17 protein-coding genes are annotated in these 18,112 nt (G+C 40.3%); 5 read left to right on the top strand and 12 right to left on the bottom strand.

The window, feature by feature from the left end; translation table 11 throughout:
- Window positions 1-171: 171 nt before the first annotated feature.
- The 5 genes from ACT3RM_RS12555 to ACT3RM_RS12535 form a co-directional block, all read right to left on the bottom strand.
- Window positions 172-441, bottom strand: coding sequence for a CBU_0592 family membrane protein (locus ACT3RM_RS12555; RefSeq protein ID WP_441835280.1), 270 nt, complete (start codon window positions 439-441; stop codon window positions 172-174).
- A 145-nt stretch (window positions 442-586) separates the two neighbouring features.
- Window positions 587-838 carry a hypothetical protein gene (locus ACT3RM_RS12550; RefSeq protein WP_441835281.1) on the bottom strand — a complete coding sequence of 84 codons (252 nt, stop codon included), beginning with the start codon at window positions 836-838 and terminating at the stop codon, window positions 587-589.
- 392 nt (window positions 839-1,230) lie between these two features.
- Window positions 1,231-1,761, bottom strand: coding sequence for a response regulator transcription factor (locus ACT3RM_RS12545; protein ID WP_441835291.1), 531 nt, complete (start codon window positions 1,759-1,761; stop codon window positions 1,231-1,233).
- A gap of 8 nt (window positions 1,762-1,769) precedes the next feature.
- Window positions 1,770-3,017: a sensor histidine kinase gene (locus tag ACT3RM_RS12540; RefSeq protein ID WP_441835282.1), complete on the bottom strand. Its 1,248-nt coding sequence runs from the start codon at window positions 3,015-3,017 to the stop codon at window positions 1,770-1,772.
- A gap of 65 nt (window positions 3,018-3,082) precedes the next feature.
- Window positions 3,083-3,487: a DUF4440 domain-containing protein gene (locus ACT3RM_RS12535; protein WP_441835283.1), complete on the bottom strand. Its 405-nt coding sequence runs from the start codon at window positions 3,485-3,487 to the stop codon at window positions 3,083-3,085.
- A gap of 582 nt (window positions 3,488-4,069) precedes the next feature.
- On the opposite strand from ACT3RM_RS12535, the gene ACT3RM_RS12530 reads away from it, so the two are divergent.
- Complete coding sequence (locus tag ACT3RM_RS12530) at window positions 4,070-5,143, top strand: ketoacyl-ACP synthase III (protein ID WP_441835285.1); 1,074 nt, start codon at window positions 4,070-4,072, stop codon at window positions 5,141-5,143.
- Between the two features lie 214 nt (window positions 5,144-5,357).
- Here the strand turns inward: ACT3RM_RS12530 and ACT3RM_RS12525 are convergent, their stop codons facing one another.
- Window positions 5,358-6,716, bottom strand: coding sequence for a leucyl aminopeptidase family protein (locus tag ACT3RM_RS12525; protein ID WP_441835286.1), 1,359 nt, complete (start codon window positions 6,714-6,716; stop codon window positions 5,358-5,360).
- 109 nt (window positions 6,717-6,825) lie between these two features.
- Entirely contained in the window at window positions 6,826-7,239 is a 414-nt protein-coding gene (locus tag ACT3RM_RS12520) for a hypothetical protein (RefSeq protein ID WP_441835287.1), read from the bottom strand.
- A gap of 527 nt (window positions 7,240-7,766) precedes the next feature.
- Here ACT3RM_RS12520 and ACT3RM_RS12515 point away from each other — a divergent pair.
- Both ACT3RM_RS12515 and ACT3RM_RS12510 read left to right on the top strand, forming a co-directional pair.
- Window positions 7,767-10,352, top strand: a complete 2,586-nt coding sequence (locus ACT3RM_RS12515) for a TonB-dependent receptor plug domain-containing protein (protein WP_441835288.1) — start codon at window positions 7,767-7,769, stop codon at window positions 10,350-10,352.
- A 117-nt stretch (window positions 10,353-10,469) separates the two neighbouring features.
- Window positions 10,470-11,912 (top strand): sulfotransferase, encoded by a 1,443-nt coding sequence (locus ACT3RM_RS12510; RefSeq protein WP_441835289.1) that lies wholly within the window; start codon window positions 10,470-10,472, stop codon window positions 11,910-11,912.
- On the opposite strand, the gene ACT3RM_RS12505 is transcribed toward ACT3RM_RS12510, so the two are convergent.
- The gene (locus ACT3RM_RS12505; RefSeq protein WP_441995010.1) at window positions 11,878-12,789 is read right to left on the bottom strand and encodes an alpha/beta fold hydrolase; all 912 of its coding nucleotides are present in this window, start codon (window positions 12,787-12,789) and stop codon (window positions 11,878-11,880) included. The genes ACT3RM_RS12510 and ACT3RM_RS12505 overlap by 35 nt on opposite strands.
- Window positions 12,790-12,993: 204 nt before the next feature.
- On the opposite strand from ACT3RM_RS12505, the gene rlmF reads away from it, so the two are divergent.
- Together rlmF and ltaE are read left to right on the top strand one after the other, a co-directional pair.
- Window positions 12,994-13,920: a 23S rRNA (adenine(1618)-N(6))-methyltransferase RlmF gene (gene rlmF / locus ACT3RM_RS12500; RefSeq protein ID WP_441836100.1), complete on the top strand. Its 927-nt coding sequence runs from the start codon at window positions 12,994-12,996 to the stop codon at window positions 13,918-13,920.
- A 33-nt stretch (window positions 13,921-13,953) separates the two neighbouring features.
- Entirely contained in the window at window positions 13,954-14,961 is a 1,008-nt protein-coding gene (ltaE, locus tag ACT3RM_RS12495; RefSeq protein WP_441836101.1) for a low-specificity L-threonine aldolase, read from the top strand.
- Here the strand turns inward: ltaE and ACT3RM_RS12490 are convergent.
- The 4 genes from ACT3RM_RS12490 to ACT3RM_RS12475 form a co-directional block, all read right to left on the bottom strand.
- Entirely contained in the window at window positions 14,944-15,528 is a 585-nt protein-coding gene (locus ACT3RM_RS12490) for a thymidine kinase (RefSeq protein WP_441836102.1), read from the bottom strand. The two genes, ltaE and ACT3RM_RS12490, sit on opposite strands and share 18 nt — an antisense overlap.
- A 363-nt stretch (window positions 15,529-15,891) precedes the next feature.
- A complete protein-coding gene (locus tag ACT3RM_RS12485) occupies window positions 15,892-16,365 on the bottom strand; it encodes a methylated-DNA--[protein]-cysteine S-methyltransferase (protein WP_441836103.1) in 474 nt (157 codons plus the stop codon).
- On the bottom strand, window positions 16,362-17,723 hold the full coding sequence (locus ACT3RM_RS12480; RefSeq protein WP_441836104.1) for a DNA-3-methyladenine glycosylase 2 family protein: 1,362 nt from the start codon (window positions 17,721-17,723) through the stop codon (window positions 16,362-16,364). Before ACT3RM_RS12480 ends, ACT3RM_RS12485 begins: the two co-directional genes overlap by 4 nt.
- A gap of 80 nt (window positions 17,724-17,803) precedes the next feature.
- Window positions 17,804-18,112: superoxide dismutase (locus ACT3RM_RS12475; RefSeq protein ID WP_444511385.1), on the bottom strand; the 309-nt coding region annotated here is incomplete at its 5' end.

Below are 18,112 nucleotides of genomic sequence, written 5' to 3'. Positions count from 1 at the left end.
GTCTCTGTTGATTTATTTTATCGTTATATAATAGTGCTTGCGAAGCTTTAAACTCGCATAAAAGTGGAATTGAGATTTGGGGGATGATGTAACTAAATTAAATGACGGCACATTTTGCCGCCATGATTAAATTCACGTCACTATTTTTTATATTATAAAAAATAGTGAGCATTAAACCTGTAACGCTGCCGCTCGGCGCTTATTTTGAATATAGTTGAAGAGCCCAATAATTGACGCTGCAATCCAAAATATTTCAATTACAAAGCTTGCTAAGTTAAAATTGTAACAAAGGCTAATAAGCAATAGTATGGCACCAATTAAATTCATCATGTTGTATAGCAAACTGGTGGCATTAGCTTTACCTAGTTGCAGCATAAAAAATGCGCCAACCACTAAAAAAGTACCAGTCATACCAATAATATCAAACAAAAGTGCAATCACGAAGGGTTCCCTTATCCATTTATTTCAATTGTATTTGTAAACCCACAATACTGGCCCACTCCATGGGGAGGGTTGTTTTCAATCATTGAAACAGCAAGCCGCAGATTCTAGCAATTTAGGAAGGCAAAACGAGGATAAATGTCCGCTACTTATGAGTTACTTTACCACCGATAATTTTAAGAGCCGGGGTACCGCGGATCATAGTTTGGCGAGCAAAAGGGCGTGTACACTTTGGGCATATGCCTATTTCAGTTGTAAAGTCTTGGCTAATTCGCTCAATAAAGCATTTTACCAAGGCACCTTTGCCACCTTTACGATATTTAAAAAGTTGAGTTTTGCATTGCCCGCAAAATATATCAACAGTTTTAGTTGGCCCCTTTTTATTGGGTTTTGCCATAAAATATAACCACTTAAAAGTTTAAAACACTTATTATGGTAACAAACTTAAGGCCACAACCCCAATACCAGCCCCATTAGCGTAAATTATAAAATATGATTACCCGCGTTGACTAAAAACAGGTTCAATTGCGGGTGCTCAAAAACGTAACGCTCCTAAATGCAGTTGCTACCCAACATAAACCAAGCAAAAAAAGAAAGAGCTGCAAAAAATACTGCTAAAAGATCAAGCGTAGATGAATCAATAAGTACGATTCTACATAATAAATTAGATTCTCGAAGTCACTGTAAATGACCCTTATAGGTTTACTTAGATAAACTAACCGATAGCGCTTTAAGGTGCCCTACTTGTGCGTTTGACTACAAAAGCCGAAGGAAAACTAATAACAGGCGTTATTGCTGCACTGGCTTTTTTTGCAATTTACGTTGTAGCGTACGTCGATGCATATTTAATTTCCGAGCAGTAACAGAAATATTACCGTGGTTACTTTGTAGTACCTGCTGGATATGTTCCCACTCTAATCGTTCTGGCGACATTACTTTATTTTGTATCATTTGAGTCGGTACTGAACTACTTTTGACGCCCGTCAAAGCTTGGCTCAATGACGCCATATCAACAGGTTTAGTAAGATAGTCATCTGCTCCTAAGCGCATTGCCTCGACTGCACTAGCAATACTTGCAAAGCCTGTAAGTAATACTATTTGCGCCCCAAAAAGACAGCGGCGTAAAGGTGCGATAAGCGTTAAACCATTATCTTGATCAAGTTTCATATCCAACAGTACATGTGAGGGTAAAAATGCATTCGCTATATCAAGCGCATCAGTGCAATTATGAGCCACTTTACATTCATACCCTAACTTGGTTAAACGCCGAGATAAGGTAGCAGCAAGATTGATGTCATCTTCGATGATAAGTAACTTCATTTCATTCATTACGAATTATCGTCCTCTACAATTACTAATTTCACTTTAGCAAGCGCCCCAACTTCTTTATGGTTAAATAAAGTAAGCGATCCTTTTAGACGCTCAAAAGTCACATTTGATAAAAGAACAGCAAGCCCCATCCCATTATCACTGGGCATTAGCTGACCACCTAACTGGCTCAGTTGCTGCTCAGAAAATCCCATTCCAAAATCGCGAATTAATAAACTCACTGTTGAAGGAATATTGGATGACTTTTCAGAAATACTGTCCCAACTTAACTCAATAGAATTTTTATCCGCTTTTTTGTTGGCCATCGCGGCATTTTGCAGCAAGTTCAAAATAGCAGGCAGCAACATAGGATCGCTATACACTTTATAATGAGGGGCTTCAGTTAGCCACGTTAGTGTTTGGCTTGGATACTGTAACAACATGCTGTCGCTAATTTGTTGCTGTAGTTCATGTAAGCTCATAGATGCAATGTCACTTTGTACCCGCAGACTTTCAGACAGCTTTCTAAAGCCAGCTAGTTGAGCTGCACATTGCTTAAGTGGTTGAGCCATTTCTTTTACTGTCAGGTTATCAGGGGCGTCTTCTACTAATTCTTCAAATAGTAATTGTAAGTTTGCAATTGGCGTTGCTAATTGATGAGTAATTTGTGCTGCGGCGCCATCTAAGGTAACTAACTGTTCATTACGTAATTGAGCCTCACGGGCTTTTGAAATAGCGCGTTCACGGTGATATAACGCGCGGTTCATGGTGCCAATAACCAGCGCGATTACAATGGCACTAACCACAAAATTAACCCACATACCCACAAAATGACTCGCCATGTCCGTTTGATGCATAGCATGATGCGGCATTTTAAATAACAATAAAGTGTAAGCTACAATAGCAAGTATCGCTATATAAGCTAGGCCTTTGCTGTTAACCGTAACTGCTGCAATCATAATCGGCAATAACAATAATGACACGAATGCATTCGTAGCCCCGCCACTTAGTGACAACAACAAGGCTAAAAAAAGTACATCGGCACTCAGTTGTAACAACATGCCTATTGGCTTTGCTTGGCTAACATTTCGATATGCAAAAATACTACCGACCTGAAATAATGACTCAACACCAATCACACCTAATAAGGGTAATAGATGAATTTGCCGGTCAAGTAACAAATACACCGCAAGTACCGCGAAAAATTGCACGGCTATCGCGCCACTTCTAAGCATCAATAAACGACTGATCGCAGGGTCGGCCTGCATTAAAAACGCCATAGCTAAATTATAAAAAGTTCATAAGTGACGTTATAATACGCTATATTGAACGCTTAATCATCATCCATTGAAATGGCAAACTGTTCGCATATCGTGCCTTGATGAAATACCACTTTCCACTTTTTTCCATCAAATCGCCAAAGCGACATACGTACTGAATAATTAAATTCGGCCCATGCAGAACGCCTAAAAGCCGCTTGATAACTTAACTGAGCAATCGTTTCGCTAAGCATTCGCCCTTTAAAATGCTGATTATAAAACTGGGGGACAACTTCGGTCGGTAAACGGGTCAGTACTTGAAACTTATTAAACGATGTACCATTTGCTGTAATCTCAATAAAATCATCATCAAGTAAATCATCCAGTGCTTGGGTGGATTGTCTTACCTCAGGCTCAAGCAATTGCCTTTGCGCATCGACAAGGTGATTAAATAACGATGCCTTTATTTTGCTACTCATAGTATCTCCGGGTTTAACGCTTATAGACTTGCCCTGTTTTCATTACAAACGGCACATTTTTTAGTTCGTTGATATTACCAAGTGAGAAGCCATTAACGCTGATAATATCTGCTTGGTTAGTACTTTTACCATATTTTCTTAGAAACAAAAATTCATCTGCATTTAAACCATGCGGAGGTGCCCCAGAATCAGTGCCAAACGCAATATCATCTCATGCTGTAGCAAAAGCCAAGATCACGCACTTAAGTAACCCCGCATCTAGTATAGATTGTAGATATAATTGTCTGTTGTTTTTTTTAAAAGTTAAGTATTTACCCGTAAGCAACTTACCGACAGAAATAACTCAAGTTTGATCGGCCTTAGCTAATTGAGCTGCGCGTAATATGCCAATTAATAATACGATTATAATTACATTAAGCTTCATGCTCAGCCCTTTTATCTACTACCATTGACTAAACAACTTGCAGGTAATTACCATTAATTACGATGTAAGCGTTTCTACAAACTAGTTTTTGTTGGCTATTTTTGGTATAACTCAACATATTAGCGACAGATGTCAGACCACTTTAAAGAGAACACACTATGTCATACGCACACATAACAGGTTGGGGTAAATGCATTCCACCAGCTCGTATTACCAACGATGAGATCAGCCAGTTAGTAGACACTAATGACGAATGGATCACCTCTCGCACAGGGATCAAAGCTCGAAGAGTTAGCCATGTAAGTACCGCAGAACTTGCCACAGTCGCTGCAAAACACGCGCTAGCTTGTGCGGGTATTGAGGGCAAAGACATAGACTTAGTATTGCTTGCTACTTGTTCACCTTCGACCATGGTGGCAAATACCGCATCACTGGTGCAAAAAAATATCGGCGCAACAGGCGCGGCTGCAATGGATACTAACGCTGCGTGCTCTGGTTTTTTATACGCACTACAAGCAGCCACCGCACAAATTAACGCAGGCATGATAAAAAAAGCAGTTGTTATTGCAGCAGAAAGAATGACTTGGTATATCAATTGGGACCGCCGCGACAGCGCCGTTTTATTTGGTGATGGCGGTGGCGCTGTGGTACTTGAAGCCGCAGATACACCAGCGGGTTTATTGGCGACTAAAACGGGCTGTGATAGCGAAGAACGTGATATTCTGCATATTACTAACTTTGGCAGTGATATCGACAAATACGCACCAGCAGGGCCCTCTGATTTATTATTTGAGGGTCGTGAGATATTTAAACGAGCCGTTAAAGGTATGAGCGAAGCCTCTGATGATGTACTAAAACAAGCAAATTTAAGTTTAGATGAAATCGATGTACTAGTTCCTCATCAAGCTAACTTACGTATTATTCAAGCGATTCAACAACGCTTAAAAGTGCCAGATGAAAAAGTGATGGTTAATATTGCTGATTATGGTAATACCTCAGCGGCCACTATCGCTATTGCACTTTGTGAAGCCGTAGAGCAAGGCTTAATAAAGCCCCATGCGAACATTATGTCAGCTGCATTTGGTGCAGGTTTAACATGGGCTGCCAGCTATATTAAATGGGGGGAGCGTATTACTCCTATTAATACAAGTGATGCCGTCTTACCGCCTTGTGATAAAACGGGCCTTGAGCTTGTTGCACCAGCTGTGGCGGCGTGTAAAGGTACAGGTTAAGCACCTTTTATTACTTATTTATATAACAATAGCAATACTATTACTGGTTATTTATCTCCTAAAGCGCACTTATAAAGTAAATGGCTGAAGGTGGAATAAATCAGAATATAAGAAGATAAAATCATCGGGAAACGTTTTTTCGCCGCTCCCGATGATTTACTACATATTCATAAAGCCTTTTTAAATAACTTGGGCTTAAAACTAAAGCCGTTAATTAAAAACGATTTTGTAAATAGTCAAATACCGCTCGAATACCTAGCGCTTCACCACCAACAGGGCGCCCAGGTAAAGCACGCGTATTCCAAGCCATAACATCAAAATGTACCCATGGTGTTGTTGGCTCGACAAACTCTTTTAAGTAAAGTGCTGCAGTAATTGCACCGCCTAAAGGGGTGCTTGCACAGTTTGCCATATCAGCCACATCACTTTTTAATAAGTTTTTATATTGCTCAAATAACGGTAACTGCCATACAGGGTCGCTTACTTGATTACCTGCATCAAAAATACCATTAGCCACATTACGGTCGGTTGAGAAAAACCCAGGTAGTTCAGTTCCTAATGCCACACGGCAAGCTCCAGTGAGCGTCGCAAAATCAATAATAAGTTGTGGATCATCGTTTTGTGCTTCGCTTAGTGCATCACACAATACTAAACGCCCTTCAGCATCGGTATTGTCTATTTCGACCATAATGCCTTTACGAGTTTTTATCACATCCCCTGGACGAAATGCGTTGCGTGAAACCGCGTTTTCAACCGCAGGAACGAGTACTCGCAGGCGAATAGGTAAATTAGCAGCCATAATGAGCTGTGCTAAACCAATCACGTGCGCCGCGCCGCCCATGTCTTTTTTCATATTACGCATGCCAGAACTTGGTTTTAAATCAAGACCACCTGAGTCAAAACAAACACCTTTACCCACTAAAGTTATTTGCGGAGCATCTGGTGCGCCCCAACGTAAATCGAGTAAACGTGGCTTATTTTCACTGGCACGACCGACCATATGAATCGTAGGGTAATTTTGCTCTAACAGCTCATCGCCAACCCATTCACTAAACTCACCATCAAACGTGTCTGCTAAGTCACTCATGACTTGCGATAAATGTTGAGGCATCATGTCAGCTGCCGGCGTATTAACTAAGTCACGAACTAGGTTAATCGCATTCGCTTGCTGCGTTAGCTTGTTAAATAAGGTTTTATCACTAATTGCAAGCTGTGCTTTACCAGCAACTGTTGCTTTATATTCACTGAATTCATAACCACCGAGCATAAAGCCCAGCGCGATTTGTTCAAGCTGCTGCTCGCACTCTTGAACTTGATAACACCCAGCAGGTAGTTTTGTGGCTAAATCGCCTGCTAACCAAAAATCGTCCAAACTATTAACTAAACAGTATACGTGTTCAAGCTCTCCAGTTTGAGAGTTCGCAACTAATGATAAACCTGACGTTTTAAAATCAGTATTGTCCAGCCAGTTTCGTAAAAAATCACTCTGCTGCGCTTGCCACTGAGCTTGCTCACTCTTAACGATAAAAGATAATGGAATTCCAGCAGATGTATTACAGATCAATGCACTCATTAAATGACTCTTATTAAAGTAGAATGAGTCACTAGCATAACAATAACCATTACTAAAAGGTATAGTTTGGCTTTGTTTAGGTCCTGCTTAAGATAGTTTAGATTATAGTTTACTGATCTGAGGAGTTGTCTTTTTTATCTTCCTCTGCAACTTGACGGTCAATTTCTTTAAGTGGTTTATTAATATTGAACGAACTGGGTAATACATCCACCCCTACCCATTTACCCAATTTTACAACTAAAGGAATGGTTACTGGTGCAAACGGTAAAACGGCAAAGACACCCAGACCTAAGCCTTTTAAAATATCAACAAATTGTTCATTCGCAATCTGTAACTCTTGCTTAGATGAAGTGCCTTGCGTATAGCGGCGATAAATTGACAGCATTTCTCGGGTTTCTTTCTTCTCTTGAGCAAGGGCGATTTTTAATGCGACCATAGCACGCTTAAAGCGCAATTGTTGGCGCTTGCTACTGATCTTTGCAACCCGAAAAGGCGCTCTATGTATCACTTTATATAATCGCATAATACTATTTTCACACAGCCATCTAGGTTCACAAAGCAGAATTTACCTTATCCTCAATATACTTACTCTGCCCGCTAAAATTTAATCTCTATGCGCGAATGAAATTGCTGCCCATATATATGAGACAAACCCGCGAAAATTTGCAGCATTAGTAATTATCATACCGACCAATAAATGAGTTAAAGTAAATTTATATAAGTCGCTTGAGTATATATCTAATATGCTCGTATTAAGCTCATATAACCATCCAATTTAAATTTTTTTAACTAAAATATTCTCTTCTTAAACATCTAAATAGCCTGACTTTTATTTTATTTAATGTTCTCTTATAAAAAAACGCTAGTCATCAGTTGTGTACTAGCAAATTTGATTTTCCTCTATATTAATTTCAAAAAAAACACCGCTCATTAACAATTTGCATATTATTTTAACAAGCTGATGTAAAAGATTAACGTGACAACCTTTTACATCAGTTGTCGCGTCATATACAAGCAAAAATATATTAATTCTAACTGGGGAAAGTCAGAATGAAACTACAAAGCAACAAGCTCAACCAAGCAATTAAATTTGCGTTGGCAAGCACCACCGCCGGCTTATTTATGTCAGGCTCAGTATTTGCAGCAGACGAAGAAAGCGAAACCACAACAGTTAACAAAAATGTAGAAAAAATAGCCGTTGTTGGTACGCGCTCTGCACCTCGCTCAATTGGGGATTCACCCGTACCTATTGATATCATAGGCGGCGAGGAGCTGGCTAAATCGGGCAACACCGATATGCTAGAACTATTAAAAGGTGCTATTCCATCTTTAAATGTGCACCAAATGCCCATTAGTGATGCGGCCTCTCTTGTGCGCCCTGCAAATTTGCGTGGTTTACCATCAGACAATACATTAGTGCTTTTAAATGGCAAGCGCCGTCACCGTGCATCGGTTATTGCCTTTTTAGGTGGCGGGATTAATGATGGTGCACAAGGTGCTGATATCTCGGTTATTCCAAGTATCGCCCTTAAGCAAGTTGAAGTTCTGCGTGATGGTGCAGCCGCACAATATGGCTCTGACGCGATTGCGGGTGTTATGAACTTTGTACTTAAAGACGCCTCCGAGGGCGGTACATTAGAAGTACGTCAAGGTGAATACTACGAGGGCGACGGCGATACTACACAGATTTCAGGTAACATCGGTTTACCTTTTACAGATAACGGCTTTGCTAACTTAAGCTTTCAATACAAAACAGCAGATGCAACAAGTCGCTCAGTACAGCGCTCAGACGCTGCAGCACTTGAAACCGCAGGTGTTCCAGATATTGCACCCATTGCTCAAGTATGGGGCGCACCTGATGTTGATGACGACATCTCAATTTTTGGTAATGTCGGTTTAGCATTAACTGATGACTCTGAGTTTTATATGTTTGGTAACTACTCAGAGCGAGACGTTCGCGGTGGTTTCTATTACCGTAATCCGCACACTCGCCCAGGTGTATATTCAAATGATGGCGGCGAGACACTGTTAGTTGGTGATTTAACTGGTGATATGAGTGGCAACTGCCCGACCAATATTGCTATTGGTGACAACGTTTTAGAAAACCCCGATTATATTAACCAAGTTGCTAATAATCCAGATTGCTTTGCATTTAATGAGACTCTACCAGGCGGCTTTACTCCTAACTTTGGTGGTAACATTACTGATACATCACTTACTATGGGAACTAAAGGTGAATTCACCGGTGGCTTCCTGGAAGGCGTTTACTACGACTTAAGCGGTACCGTTGGGCTTAATGAATCACGCTATTTCATTTATGACACTTTAAATTCATCACTTGGGCCTGAAAGCCCTCGTGACTTTAGCCCAGGTAAATACTCACAACTTGAGAAAAACTTTAACTTTGACCTAAGTAAAGCCTATGACTTTGGTCTCGCTTATGAAGTAAACGTAGCCGGTGGTCTTGAATGGCATGAAGAAACGTTTACTGTAACCTCAGGTGATGAATCAGCATTTATAGCCGGGCCATTAACAGATCAAGGTTTTAGCATTGGCTCAAACGGCTTCCCTGGCTTTAAACCGTCAGATGCTGGTGAATATACTCGTCGTAACTACGCGGCCTATGTCGATATTGAAGCGCCCTTTACTGAAGACTTCTTAATGGGCCTTGCACTTCGCTATGAAGATTACGATACATTTGGTTCAACTGTTAACTACAAGCTTATGGGTCAATACTATTTAACTGAAGACCTAAATGTACGCGGCTCAATTAGTACGGGTTTCCGTGCACCAACTGTTGGCCAAGCTAATGTAAGTAACGTACAAACTAACTTAAGTAGTGGTATTTTGGTTGATTCAGCACTATTACCACCTACTAACCCAATTGCGATCCAACTAGGTGGCACAGAGCTTGAACCAGAAGAATCACAAAGCTATACCTTTGGTGCTGTATATACGCTTGGCGATATATTCTTAACTCTTGATTATTATAATATTCAGGTTGATGATCGTATTAGTCAATCAGAAAAAATTACACTAAGCCAAGATGATAAAGACACCCTTGAAGACTCAGGTGTATCCAATGTACAAAACTTAGCGCAAGTAAGCTTTTTTACTAATGATTTTGATACCACCACTCAAGGTGTTGATTTTGTAGCTAACTACGCAACCGATTTACTCGGTGGTAGCTCAACCTTTAGCTTTGCTTATAACTGGAATGAAACCGAAGTTACTCGCTCAACCGATATTACCGGCCCGTTTAAAGTAAGTCGTTTAGAAAATGACTTACCTAATCATCGTGGTACGCTGAGTTGGGCACAACAATGGGATAGCTTTTCTGCATTTACCCGCTTAAACTACTTTGGCGAATATCAAGGTGTGCACGTTGATTTTGATGATACGGCTAAAATGGCTGATGCTGCTGTAACATTAGACGCAGAAGTGACATATTTCTTAAACGATTCAATTAGCTTTTCTGTTGGTGCACAAAATCTACTGGATCAAGATGCAGAACCACTTGATTTTGAAGATTCAGCAGGCATCCCAAGCGACAGCTTCGGTGGTAAATACTACGAAACTTCACCTTATGGTATTAACGGTGGTTTCTACTACGTAAAAGCAACCTACTCGTTTTAAATAACTTTAAACAATCGTAAATTCGAAAACTAAGCGAAATGTAGAAAGTAACACTTTCACATTTCGCTTTTTTCGTTTTATAGTAAAAGTAATTAAAATAATAAAATACAGTGACGTATGCTACTAAAAAAAGCCAATCAACTGCTTGCTGATAACAAACTAAAAGAAGCAGAGTTCAATTTTAAAGCCTTACTTGATGCCAATCCACAAAGTGGTGAAGCACTATTTGGTTTAGGGCGGATAGCACTTAGGGTGGAGCGCTTTGATGCTGCGGTTTATTTACTTCAACGAGCTTGTGAACGACTCCCGCAAATGCTGGAGCCACTATATGCCTTAGCGGATGCGTTTAATGGTGTTGACTCCCCCACGGATGCATTAACTGTTTTAAAATATGCCAAAAGCCTTGCCAAACATAATCCCGAGCCTCATTACTATTTAGCTCAACATTATTTAACATATGGTGAGTTAGACAAAGCCCAAGCCACTTTTTCGCATGCGCTTACCTTGGGATTATACCCGGTCACTGCGTACCTTTTATTTGAACTTGTACAGCTTGGTCGATTTGATAAAGAACATAACTACATAAGCGACTTGCACCACCTATTAACCCAAACTAATAACTTACATTTAAAAATGGTTTGCTATTACGCCTTAGCAAAAAGCTATGACCAACTTAACGATATTGACCAAGCGGAAAATTATTATAAACTGGCCAATAAATTACAGCTACAACTCAGCCAATTAAATACTGCAGAACTTGCTCCTTTTTATCAGAAAATTATTGATACTAACGGTAGCGACTTTTTAAACCAAGCAACCCCTCGCATTAAAGAAACAATTACCCCCGTTTTTATTATCGGTATGCCGCGTAGTGGTTCCACCCTCATCGAACAAATGCTGTTAAACCACGATGATTTTGCCAGCCTTGGAGAAGATAACAGTATTAGCAGTAAGGTAGTGGCATTTATAGAGCAACAAACACAAATACCATACCCTGCATGCTTGGCAAAATTAACGCAACCGCTGATCAAAAAAGCCCGAGATATTTATATACAGCAACTAACAAAACCAACCACTATTCGCCCTTATATGATTAATAAGCTACCCGCTAATTATCAAACTCTAGGGTTAATTTACGTATTATTTCCTGATGCAAAATTTATTTATATGGATCGCGAATTCAAGGCCATCGCTTGGTCAGTATATAGTAATTATTTTGCTGAAAATGAGCCTTATTTTTGCTCAATAAGTGAATTTAAATATTATTACGACTTAGCACAAATGCTGATGGCGCACTGGCGTACGCATCTAGATAAAAGCATTTTCACACTACAGTATGAGCAGCTGGTAGACGCCCCAAAAGATGAACTAACCAAGCTACTTACGTTCTTAGGGGCTGAGTACAATGCTGAAATGCTCAATTTTTATAATTCAAAAAAAGGGGTTAGCACATTAAGTAAAGCAGCTGTACGTGAGCCTATTAATAATAAAGCGGTAGATAAATGGAAGCGCTTTGGAGCAACCATTAATTCATTGCTGAATGAGTCTCAAACCAATTAAGCAAATCTATAAATTGGTCATCCCTTGCTTTTGGATGGGTCAGCATATTTATGTGGTCGTAATCAAATTTATGGCCTTGTTTTCGACCATAAATATTCATGGTTTGTATACCTTGCCCTGATTCATTCATAAACTTTTCAATATCAATAGGCTGCGCTAAGGCTTTATCGCGCACACCGGCAATATGTAAAGTGGGCGGTAACGTAAGTTGACTAAGTGCTTTGGTGTAATTAAAACCATCATCGCTATCCACCCAAGGTTTTCGTTTAGCCCATTGCATACTTTGAAAATGCGACTTTATACTTTCATCATCACTGCCCCACTTAAGCTTCTTTGCCGGTAGAAACCCATATTTTTTAGCTAACAGCGGTGCAAGCATGTACCAAATGAGATTGCCTTGCAGGTACTTTTTAGGATGGTGGTTATACAAAGAACGTTTGCTACCAAAGTAAACACACGCATTAACATCATCAATATACTGTGGAAAACGCGCGAACGCGCTATTCATCAACACACCGCCCCACGAATGAGCAACCCAGTACTTAGCAGGCCTATTTTCCAACTCGGTAATCTTGTTAATGAAAGCAGGTATATCTTCAACTATCGATTCTGTTTGCCCGTATTTAGTATGTTTTGAAATAGCGGGTTTACTCTGCCCGCGGCCACGTAAGTCCGCCACGTAGCAAATATAACCGTGCTCAGCTAAAAATGGGGCTAAGCCTTTATTACTCTCGGTGTAGAATATTTTCCCGTTTTCCACCGCACCATGTAAAAAAAGTACCGCAGGGCCACTTGTGTTATCACCAACTATCCGTCGTAAATGTAACGTTTGCCCTTCATCGAGCCTGATAAATACAGATTGCTGAGAAACAGTCATAAACCACCTTATTATTGTCAGATCAATCTCATCCTACCAGTGTTGGGCTATTTTTACATACGCTTTATTTTGCATAAGTAAAATTGATAATAAGCAAGAAACTACCTACGCACGGTAGATTCATTTAACTTTATTGGAAAAGAACCCTACATACCAACGACTATTTTTTGCTATCATTGTTTTTTATTTTTCAGTGTTACGTCAATGACCTCATCAGCGCCTGCAATGCATCCTCGAAATCGCCATTTAAATGGCTATGATTTTTCTTATTTAGTTAAACAGCTTCCCGAGCTAGCGAAGTGGTTACTCGTTAATAAAGCAGGCGATACTAGTATTGATTTTAGTGATGCCAAAGCAGTTAAAATGCTTAATCAAGCACTGCTAAAAAGCTACTATAATGTTGATTTTTGGGATATCCCTGAAGGCTATTTATGCCCACCTATTCCAGGGCGTGTTGACTACATTCACTACTTAGCCGATCTGTTAGCTGATGATAACAATGGCGTTATCCCTACCGGTAAACAGATAAAAGTACTCGATATTGGCACTGGTGCAAACTTAGTTTATCCGCTCACTGGAAGCTTTGAATACCAGTGGCAATTTGCTGGCTCTGATATAGACCCCGTATCTATCAAAATGGCAAAACAGCTAGCGCAACTTAACCAACGTAAAATAACCATCAGGCAGCAAAAAAATCCTGAACATATTTTCACGGGTATAATTAACGATAAAGACTTATTTCATCTAACTTTATGTAACCCGCCTTTTCACGCCAGTGCAGCAGCAGCAACACAGAGTAGCGAAAGAAAATGGCACAAGCTGGGTGTTAAGCCAAAATCAACACTTAATTTTGGTGGCCAACATAATGAGCTTTGGTGCGAAGGTGGTGAGCAACAGTTTATTACTAATATGATTGAGCAAAGCGAGCAATTTTCTGAGCAATGCATCTGGTTTACCTCGTTAGTATCAAAAAAAGAAACTATTAATGCACTACGAGTAGCACTCAAAAAGCTCCCTGTGGCAACAGTAAAAGTGATTGAAATGGCGCAAGGCGTTAAAGTGAGTCGCTTTATTGCCTGGAGTTACTTTGATGAAGCCACTCGTCAGGAAATTAGCCAAGATTTTGTATGATAAATTTATAAGAGATTTGAATAAGAGGTAATAATGATTGATTTTCGCTCGGATACTGTTACTCAACCTTCAACACAAATGCGTAATATTATGTTTAGTGCCCCTGTTGGAGACGATGTTTACGGCGACGATACAAGTGTTAATGCCCTAGAACAGTTTGCAGCCAAGCGACACGGTTTTGCGGCTGCATTATTTTGCAGTTCCGGCACACAAGCTAACTTACTTGCTTTAATGGCTCATTGCGAACGAGGCGATGAGTATATTTGTGGGCAACGCGCCCACAACTATAAGTTTGAAGGCGGTGGAGCGGCGGTGCTTGGTTCAATTCAGCCTCAGCCAATTGAAAACGAAACTGACGGCACGCTGTGCTTAGAAAAAGTAAAAGCAGCGATTAAATCAGATGACTTCCACTTTGCTAAAACTAAACTGCTAAGCCTTGAAAATACTATTGGCGGCCAAGTGCTTCCTCTGAGCTATTTAAAAGCAGCACGAAAGTTTGTTGATGAACATCAGTTAGCACTGCACCTTGACGGCGCACGTGCATATAACGCAGCAGTAAAGTTAAAGGTTGATATAACTCAAATCACTAATTGCTTTGACTCTGTTTCGATCTGCTTATCAAAAGGGCTTGGTGCACCGGTTGGCTCTGTGTTACTTGGTAGTGAAGCACTTATAAATAAAGCCCGGCGTTGGCGTAAAGTGCTTGGTGGCGGTATGCGCCAAGCCGGCATGTTAGCCGCTGCAGGACAATTTGCGCTGGAACATAATGTAAGCCGCTTAAACGATGATCATCGCAACGCCTCGTACCTTGCAAGTCAGTTAAATACCATAGCGGGGTTTAATGTTGACCTAGCTCGCGTAGAAACCAATATTGTGTTCGCGGATGTAGATCAATGCATTGATTTAAAAACTATTTGTAACAATTTAATAAAACAAAACATACTGCTTTCACCGGACAAACCACTTCGTTTAGTAACCCATTTAGATATTACTAAAGAAGACATAAATAGCTTTATAAAAGCATTAGCGACAGAGGTTTAACGCGGCTTTATAATGTTTGCGGCAAACTGACACATAGCGATCATTGCCGCCAATCTCAACTTGATTACCATCGGAAATAGCATTGCCTAGCTCATCTGTACGCAGTACATGGTTGGCTTTACGACCGCAATGACACACTGTTTTAAGCTCAATCAGCTTATCAGCCCAAGCTAATAAGTAGTGTGAGCCGCTAAACAGTTCGCCTCTAAAGTCATTACGCAAGCCATAGCATAATACCGGAATACGCAGTTCATCCACCACATCGGTTAATTGCATTACTTGTTTTTTGGACAAAAACTGACATTCATCAACGAGTACACAATGTCGCTTTTGCTCCTGATTTAGCGTCTTAACAAGCTCAAATACATCTTTGTCGGCATCGAAAATATGCGCTTGAGCCTGCAAGCCAATTCGCGATGAAACCGTACCTATACCAGATCTATCGTCGATAGCAGCAGTTAATATAATAGGTTCCATGCCGCGTTCGCGGTAATTAAATGCAGATTGCAACAAAGTGGTTGATTTTCCTGCATTCATCGCAGAATAATAAAAATACAGCTGAGCCATGAAAGTGCCTACCCTGAAAAAGTGCGCTAATGCTACCTCAATCTTGATTGAACATCACCCTTTTACCCGCAATAAATATCCTTCCTTGAGAGTGTACCTTAATAACCACCAATACTGGCTACTTGATTCATTTTATTAAGGTGTTCAGCATGCAATTTAGCATTATCTTACTTACTTAAAGTTTTCCAAACTTGTTGGCTTAGCAATGACTACTGTAGATAGCAAATTACACCAAGTAACGAATATCACTGCTCGGCGCCCGTTTGACTAACGCTTTTATTTTTTTAATTTAGCCTCAATCCTTAAGTGCGGGACTGTAAAGTGTAGACTTAAAAATAAATTTTTTAGGCACCACCAAAACTTTTAGATGATCCCTTCATGCTCAAGTAACCAGTGTTTGCGCTCTAAACCTCCGGCATATCCAGTTAGCTTGCCATCAGCACCAATAATACGATGGCATGGCACAATAATACTAATTGGATTTTTGCCATTGGCGGCCCCAACGGCACGCACTGCTTTAGGGTTACTTAAGGACGTAGCAATATCACCATAAGTTTTAGTGATCCCAAAAGGAACACTTAATAATGCTTGCCATACAGCGTGTTGAAATGGTGTACCTTGGGTTGCTAAAGTTATAGAAAATACTTGCCGTGTACCTACAAAATACTCACTTAATTGCTTAACACAGGTAAGAACATGCTTATTTTTAATCTGTGTTAATGGAAATTCTGGATAGTTTTTCGGTGGATAAAAACCGACATAACTAATACCTTCATCGTTCGCTTGAATAATAATATTACCAATCGGACTTGAGAGCTGGGTTTGTAGTACCTTCATAATAATTGCTGCCATAATTGAAATGTTAAGTATGAACGAAAAGGCCTGCAGCTATCACTGTTGAACTGGGCTGCCTGCATTTGTGCTTTTTTCACCCCCAAGTCGCCTGCAAGTAATATATCTGGCTGACTTTGCCCGCGAAGCTTTGCATAATTTACCGTCCAAGGGCCAATGCCTTTTAGTTCAAGCCAGTTATCAAGCTGCTCGCAACCTGGGTTGTCCATAACATATTGGGACAGGTTTCGTAGTGCATTTTTACGCGCTTGGGGCATTTTAAAAAAGGTAAGCTCGTTCTTAGCAATAATTTGTGGAGTGGGAAAATAGACCCGTCCTTTATCGCATTCTCCTAATTCGTTAACTAATTGCCCCACTAGGTTATGTGCCGCAGTGACGCTGACTTGCTGACCAAGAACAGCACGAACCCCCGCTTCAAAACTTGACCAAATCCCCGGTAGGCGCAAACCTTTAGTTAATATAATAGCTTTTTGCGTAGACTGTTCTAAGTGTTGCTCTATTAAGTTGGTATCTGCATCTAAATCAAGTACTCGTCGTATTTGTACTAAAATAGGCTGTAAAAAAAGTGGGTCATCAATATTAATGGAAACTAAAAAGTGATGCTTATCTTCAATAAATGTCGCGGTAAACTGCCCTTTGCAGTAATCATTATTAAAGCTGCGACCGTAGCTACTTTCCGTTAACCATTCCATAGGAGAAATAAGCCTACGCGCTAAAAACTGATGTAGTGCATGCCAGTTATATGGCGGCCTAAAAGGCAGTTTAAGCGTTAATGTTGAAGTGTCACTTTTATGCATCAAACGCATTTTAGTTGGGCAAATATGAAGTTGCTGTAAAAAGGCATCGTTAAAGCGGCGGATACTTTTGAAACCTGATGAAAAAGCAATTTGCGATATCGGTAACGTTGTTTCTTGTAATAGTTTTTTAGCAAAATGGCACTGCGAAAATAGCCGATACTGGGTAACTGAAATTCCAAAATGCTGACTAAACAAGCGGCGTAAATAACGACTACTAATACCAAGGCGCTGCGCTAACTGCGAAGCACTTTGCGGCTCGGTTAAATTGCTGTCTATAAGTTGCTTTGCACGAAGAGCGGTCGTTTTAACACCTTGCCAGGCGCTACTTCCCGGCGCACTATCTGGACGACAACGAATACAAGGCCTAAACCCTGCTTGGGCTGCACTATGTGCATATTGATAATAGGTTACATTGTGCTCTTTGGCTGTGACCGCAGGGCAAATGGGCCGGCAATAAATACCGGTACTTTTTACTCCAACAAAGAACAGCCCATCAAAGCGATAATCCCTGCTTTGGCGGGCGTGTTGCCAAAGACTAATATCCATAACTTACTCATAATTAGAATAACTATGCATAAGATTACGTGAAAAAAGTTATTTTACTAGCCATATTCGGCACTCAACAATTATTCAGTGAGTACCTGTAAATATCGACGCTCAACTTCATCCCAGTTTATAACATTATAAAAAGCCGCTATATATTCTGGGCGACGATTTTGGTACTTTAAATAATAAGCATGCTCCCACACATCCAACCCAAGAATAGGGGTATTCCCGTGCATTAATGGACTATCTTGATTTAAACTGCTTTCAACCACTAACTTATTATCTTTAGTCACACTCAGCCATGCCCACCCACTACCAAAGCGGCTTAAGGCGGCGGCCGTAAAAGCATCTTTAAAAGATTCAAAACCACCGAGCTGTTCAGTAATTGC

It is taken from the genome of Pseudoalteromonas sp. AOP7-A1-14 (assembly GCF_052376275.1).
In the GTDB taxonomy this organism is placed as follows: domain Bacteria; phylum Pseudomonadota; class Gammaproteobacteria; order Enterobacterales; family Alteromonadaceae; genus Pseudoalteromonas.
This window is presented reverse-complemented; position numbering and strand designations above follow the sequence as displayed.